Annotated in this window: 7 protein-coding genes; all 7 read left to right on the forward strand. The window is 57.7% G+C overall.

The annotated features are described in order from the left end of the window. On the forward strand, positions 1-381 hold a 381-nt coding region (sdhC, locus tag HHJ19_RS12355), incomplete at its 5' end, for a succinate dehydrogenase, cytochrome b556 subunit (protein ID WP_296907784.1). A gap of 19 nt (positions 382-400) precedes the next feature. Continuing rightward, a complete protein-coding gene (sdhD, locus tag HHJ19_RS12360) occupies positions 401-769 on the forward strand; it encodes a succinate dehydrogenase, hydrophobic membrane anchor protein (protein ID WP_296907787.1) in 369 nt (122 codons plus the stop codon). A 4-nt stretch (positions 770-773) separates the two neighbouring features. Continuing rightward, positions 774-2,567 carry a succinate dehydrogenase flavoprotein subunit gene (gene sdhA, locus HHJ19_RS12365; protein WP_296907790.1) on the forward strand — a complete coding sequence of 598 codons (1,794 nt, stop codon included), beginning with the start codon at positions 774-776 and terminating at the stop codon, positions 2,565-2,567. A 43-nt stretch (positions 2,568-2,610) separates the two neighbouring features. Further along, positions 2,611-3,315, forward strand: a complete 705-nt coding sequence (locus tag HHJ19_RS12370) for a succinate dehydrogenase iron-sulfur subunit (RefSeq protein ID WP_296907793.1) — start codon at positions 2,611-2,613, stop codon at positions 3,313-3,315. Positions 3,316-3,448: 133 nt separating this feature from the next. Beyond that, a complete protein-coding gene (locus tag HHJ19_RS12375; RefSeq protein WP_296907799.1) occupies positions 3,449-3,766 on the forward strand; it encodes a succinate dehydrogenase assembly factor 2 in 318 nt (105 codons plus the stop codon). Between the two features lie 51 nt (positions 3,767-3,817). Then, positions 3,818-5,128, forward strand: a complete 1,311-nt coding sequence (gene gltA / locus HHJ19_RS12380; protein WP_296907796.1) for a citrate synthase — start codon at positions 3,818-3,820, stop codon at positions 5,126-5,128. 270 nt (positions 5,129-5,398) lie between these two features. Continuing rightward, on the forward strand, positions 5,399-6,258 hold an 860-nt coding region (locus HHJ19_RS12385; protein ID WP_296907802.1), incomplete at its 3' end, for a LysR family transcriptional regulator.

Here is a 6,258-nt window from a genome sequence, read left to right on the forward strand (position 1 = left end):
GACTTGACAACCTACCGCATGACGCCTGCGGCCTGGGTTTCCATCCTTCACCGCGCCAGTGGTGTCCTCATTTTTCTCCTGATGCCCCTCGTCATCTGGATGTTTGACACCTCCATTTCATCCGAAATTTCGTTTGAGAAATTTAAATCCGCGTTTAATGCCGGCATGCTGGGTTTGCCAGGCGTATTTTGGAAACTGCTCGCGCTGGGCCTGATCTGGGCTTTCTTGCACCACTTTATCGCGGGTCTTCGTCACCTGTGGATGGACGTCAGTCACGCGGCGGTCACCAACGAATTCGGCAAGTCGTCAGCCATCTTCACGCTGGCCGTGAGCATTGGCCTCACGCTGGTTCTGGGCGCCAAGTTGTTTGGCCTTTATTAAGTTTCAAGGAAAACACAACATGTCTGTCAATTTCGGTACCAAGCGCACCGTTATCGGTGCCGCCCATTACGGTCTGCGCGACTGGCTGGCCCAAGGCGTCACTGCGGCTCTGATGGCACTTTTTACCCTGCTGCTCCTGGCCCGCGTCATTTTCAGCAAGGGACCCATAGGCTACGACCTGTGGGCGGGCATCTTCTCTTCCCAATGGATGAAGGCTTTGACCTTCACCATCATCATCGCCCTACTGATGCACGTCTGGGTGGGCATACGCAACGTCCTGATGGACTATGTCAAGCCTGCCTCGTTGCGCCTTGCCGTGCAGATATTTACCATCGTCTGGCTGGTCGCTTGCGCCGGCTGGGGCATACAAGTCCTGTGGAGACTCTGAAAACATGACCGTTACTTCCAAACTCCCAAAGCGCAAATTTGATGTCGTCATCATCGGTGCCGGCGGCTCCGGTATGCGCGCTTCGCTGCAACTGGCCAGAGCAGGCTTGAACGTTGCCGTGCTCTCCAAGGTTTTCCCCACCCGCTCGCATACCGTGGCGGCGCAAGGCGGCATTGGCGCCTCGCTCGGCAACATGTCTGAGGACAACTGGCACTACCACTTCTACGACACCGTCAAGGGCGGCGACTGGCTGGGTGACCAGGACGCGATTGAATACATGTGCCGTGAAGCCCCCAAGGTGGTGTACGACCTCGAACACATGGGCATGCCGTTTGACCGCAACCCCGACGGCACAATTTACCAGCGCCCTTTTGGCGGCCACACGGCCAACTACGGCGAAAAACCGGTGCAGCGCGCCTGCGCCGCCGCTGACCGCACCGGTCATGCGATGCTGCACACGCTGTACCAGCAAAACGTCAAGGAAAAAACCAGCTTTTTTGTCGAATGGATGGCGCTTGACCTGATCCGCGACGAGGCCGGTGACGTGGTGGGCGTGACGGCGCTTGAAATGGAAACCGGCGACGTTCACATTTTCGAAGCCAAGACCACGCTGCTTGCCACTGGCGGCGCAGGGCGCATTTTTGCCGCATCCACCAATGCCTTCATTAACACCGGTGATGGCCTGGGCATGGCAGCGCGCGCCGGCATTCCGCTGGAAGACATGGAATTCTGGCAGTTTCACCCCACCGGGGTCGCCGGCGCAGGGGTGCTGCTGACGGAAGGTTGCCGCGGTGAAGGCGCCATCTTGCGCAACAGCGAAGGCGAGCGTTTCATGGAGCGTTACGCGCCGACGTTGAAAGACCTGGCGCCGCGCGACTTTGTCTCGCGCTCGATGGACCAGGAAATCAAGGAAGGTCGAGGCTGCGGTCCGAACAAGGACTACATCCTGCTCGACATGACGCACCTGGGCGTTGACGCCATCTCCAAGCGTCTGCCCTCAGTGCTTGAGATTGGTCATAACTTTGCCAACGTCGACATCACCAAGGAAGCGATTCCCGTGGTGCCCACCATTCATTACCAGATGGGCGGCATTCCGACCAACATTCACGGCCAGGTCGTCACCCAGAACGCCGCCAATGAAAGTGAAATCGTCAAGGGTCTTTATGCCGTGGGTGAATGCTCCTGCGTCAGCGTGCACGGCGCGAACCGCCTGGGCACCAACTCGCTGCTCGACCTGCTGGTGTTTGGCATTGCTGCCGGCAACCATATTGTTGAATACAACCAGACCACCACGCACAAACCGCTGCCGCTTGACGCCGCCGACAAATCCCTGGCCCGCATTGCACGCCTGGACAATGCGACCGATGGCGAATATGCACAAGACGTGGCCAACGACCTGCGCGCCACCATGCAGCAGCATGCCGGCGTATTTCGAACCCAGGCCAGCCTCGACGAAGGCGTCAGAAAAATCGCGGCCATGCGCGACCGTGTCAACGCCATCGGCCTGAAAGACAAGTCGAAAATCTTCAACACTGCACGCATTGAGGCGCTGGAAGTTGAAAACCTGATCGAGGTTGCGCAAGCGACCCTCGTTTCGGCGGCAGCCCGAAAGGAAAGCCGTGGTGCGCATTCTGTGGACGACTTCGGCGATACACCGGAACACCCGAACGGCCGGAATGACACCGAATGGCACAAACACACACTTTGGTACCGGGAAGGCAATCAGCTGTCCTACAAGCCGGTGCAGATGACGCCCCTGACGGTAGAGTCCGTGCCCATGAAAACGCGTACGTTCTAAACAAGCGCCTGCGACCGAAAAATCGAAAGAAGCGAGAAACCCGATGACCCAACGTACTTTCCAGATTTACCGCTACGACCCTGACACCGACGCCAAGCCCTACATGCAGACCCTGGTGGTCGAGCTCGACGGCAGTGAGCGCATGTTGTTGGACGCGCTGATGAAGCTCAAGGCGCAAGACCCGACCATCAGCTTTCGCCGATCGTGCCGCGAAGGTGTCTGTGGCTCGGACGCCATGAATATCAACGGCAAGAACGGGCTGGCCTGCCTGACCAACATGCTGACGCTCAAGGGCAACATCGTTCTCAAGCCGTTACCAGGTTTGCCCGTGGTGCGCGACCTGATTGTCGACATGACACAGTTTTTCAAGCAATACAACTCGATCAAGCCCTACCTGATCAACGACAACCTTCCGCCCGAGAAAGAACGCCTCCAAAGCCCTGAAGAACGCGAGGAACTCAACGGCCTGTATGAGTGCATCCTGTGCGCCAGCTGCTCCACGGCCTGCCCCAGTTTCTGGTGGAATCCCGACAAATTCGTCGGACCGGCCGGCTTGTTGCAAGCCTATCGATTCCTGGCCGACAGTCGCGACGAAGCAACCGCAGAGCGGCTGGACAATCTTGAAGATCCCTACCGCCTGTTTCGTTGCCACACCATCATGAACTGCGTCGATGTCTGCCCCAAAGGTCTTAATCCGACCCGCGCGATTGGCAAGATCAAGGAAATGATGGTTTTGCGGACAGTCTAGAGATATGGCCCCCACGCTGCTCACTTCCTCTAATGCGCTGCAGTCATTGCTCCCGCATTCACTCACTGCGTGCAGCTCTTTGCCACCTGAGGGCAATGGGCTGCCTGGGGGTCGTCCGGCGCTGGCGGCCGAAGTGTCACCGAATGCGCAGGCTGATGTGCTGCTGGATGAGCGAAGCCTGAGCAAGCTGAAATGGCGCTGCCGCCGCGGTTTGCTTGAAAACGATTTGCTGATAGAGCAGTTTTTCCGCCGATACGAAGTGACACTCAGCGTCAGGCAAGCTCAAGGCTTGAGTGATTTAATGGAATTGTCGGACAACGATTTGATGGATCTGCTGCTCAGACGCAAAGAGCCCGGACAGCTCTCCGATACGACTGCGCGGACCACTGCGTCGACACCGGAAGCTCTCGAAGTCCTGAACTTGCTGCGGCCTGCAGCAGCGTTTTCCTGATTCGGTGCCAGTCCCGATTGGTCAATTTGATTTGAAAGAAAGAAGCGAGAAATGAAGCTAGCTGACAACAAAGCCACCCTGTCCTTCAGCAACGGCAGCCCGAGCGTCGAACTGCCGGTTTACCAAGGCAGCGTGGGTCCCGAGGTCGTGGATATCCGCAAACTCTATGCGCAGACCGGCATGTTTACCTATGACCCCGGCTTCATGTCGACTGCGGCCTGCCAGTCCGCCATCACCTACATTGACGGCGACAAGGGCGAGCTGCTGTACCGCGGCTATCCGATCGAGCAACTCGCCACGAATTGCGATTACCTTGAGACCTGCCACCTGTTGCTCTACGGCGAACTGCCCAACGGAACCCAGAAAAAAGATTTCGTCAGCCGCGTGACCAACCACACCATGGTTAACGAGCAGATGCAGTTTTTCCTGCGTGGTTTCCGCCGTGACGCGCACCCCATGGCCATCATGACCGGCCTGGTCGGCGCCCTTTCGGCCTTCTACCATGACAGCACCGACATCAACAATCCGGAGCACCGCCAGATTGCGGCTATCCGCCTGATCGCAAAGATGCCGACGCTGGTCGCCATGGCTTACAAGTACACCGTGGGTCAGCCCTACATGTATCCCCGGAACGACCTGAGCTACGCCGGCAACTTCCTGCACATGATGTTTGCCACGCCTTGTGAAGAATACAAGGTCAATCCGGTCCTCGAGCGCGCCATGGACCGCATCTTCATCCTGCATGCAGACCATGAGCAGAATGCGTCGACCTCCACGGTACGCCTGTGCGGCTCATCCGGCACCAACCCGTTTGCAGCGATTGCAGCCGGCGTCGCCTGCCTATGGGGCCCGGCCCATGGCGGCGCCAACGAAGCGGCGCTCAACATGCTGGGCGACATCCAGAAAAACGGCGGTATCGAGAAAATCGGCGACTTCATCAAACAGGTCAAGGACAAGAATTCCGGCGTCAAGCTGATGGGTTTTGGTCACCGCGTTTACAAAAACTACGACCCGCGCGCCAAGCTGATGCAGGAGACTTGCAAGGAAGTCTTGAAAGAGATGGGCCTGGAAAACGACCCGCTGTTCAAGCTGGCCATGGCACTCGAGAAGATTGCGCTGGAAGACGACTACTTCGTTTCGCGCAAGCTCTACCCCAACGTCGACTTTTACTCCGGCATCGTGCAACGCGCCATCGGCATTCCTGTGCCGCTGTTCACCGCGGTTTTCGCGCTGGCCCGCACCGTCGGCTGGATTGCCCAGCTCAATGAAATGATTGGCGACCCCGAGTACAAGATTGGCCGTCCGCGCCAGCTTTTCACCGGCTCGACACAGCGTGACGTGAAAGCCATGGCCCAGCGATAAGTTGTTCCGGCTTTTGCCTCAAACCCGTCAGATGGCAACATTGGCGGGTTTTTTAACGGCCACTGCTATTTTTTAATAGCAAACTGTAGCGGTAACCATTGGACCAGAGAAACAACTCGTTAAAAATTTACTGAAAATCGGCAAGTAGACGATCAAGCAAGCTCAATTTTGGCAAGCCTGCCATCTCCGATGACGATGGCAACTACCCAACTACAAGCGCAAAATGGTGCACAAACATCGCCAAGTGCGATGATTACATTTTATATGCTCATCAAAAGCTCGGAACGCACTTTTGCCCGCCGCATCGACCTGACTTCGCTTCAACTTTTTGTGGCCGTCTGCGAGCTCGGGAGTATCGGCAAGGCTGCCGAGCGCGAATTCATTGCCGCCTCCGCCGTCAGCAAGCGACTGAGCGACCTTGAAGCCACGCTGGACACCCCGCTGCTTTATCGCCATACCCGCGGTGTTGACCTCACGCCGGCCGGCGAAAGCCTGCTGCACCACGCTCGCTCGGTGCTGTTCAGCCTCGAAAAGATGCAGGGCGAACTGAGCGAATACGCAAACGGTGTTCGTGGCCATGTGCGCGTGCATGCCAGCATTTCAGCCATCGTGCAATTCTTGCCCGAAGACCTGGGCGCTTTCATTCGCCAGCACGCAGAAGTGAAGATCGACCTGGAAGAGCACCTGAGCACGGAGGTGGTGCGTGCCGTGCAGGAAGGCACGGCCGATCTGGGTATCTGCAATAGCGCCAATGGCACGGGTGAACTTCAGACGCAGCCCTACCGCAGCGACAAATTGGTATTGATTGTGCCCAGAGGCCACGACCTGTGCGGCAAAGGTGCGATTAGTTTTTCAGCGGCGCTGGATTACGACCAGGTCGGCCTGCATTCCAACAGCTCAATTTACCTGGCCATGCAAAAGGCCGCCGCCGCCGTGGGCCGCACCATCAAGCTGCGCATTCATGTTACCGGGCTTGACGCCATGTGCCGCATGATTCACAACGGCTTGGGTGTGGGCGTGATGCCGCAGCGCGCCTTTGAACTCATGCATGGCCCAGGCACCCAGGCCAGCAAACTTCAATCCATCGACTTGCTCGATGGCTGGGCAGCGCGCCAGATCGAACTGGTGGC

This window comes from Polaromonas sp. (genome assembly GCF_012927415.1).
Lineage (GTDB): Bacteria > Pseudomonadota > Gammaproteobacteria > Burkholderiales > Burkholderiaceae_C > Polaromonas.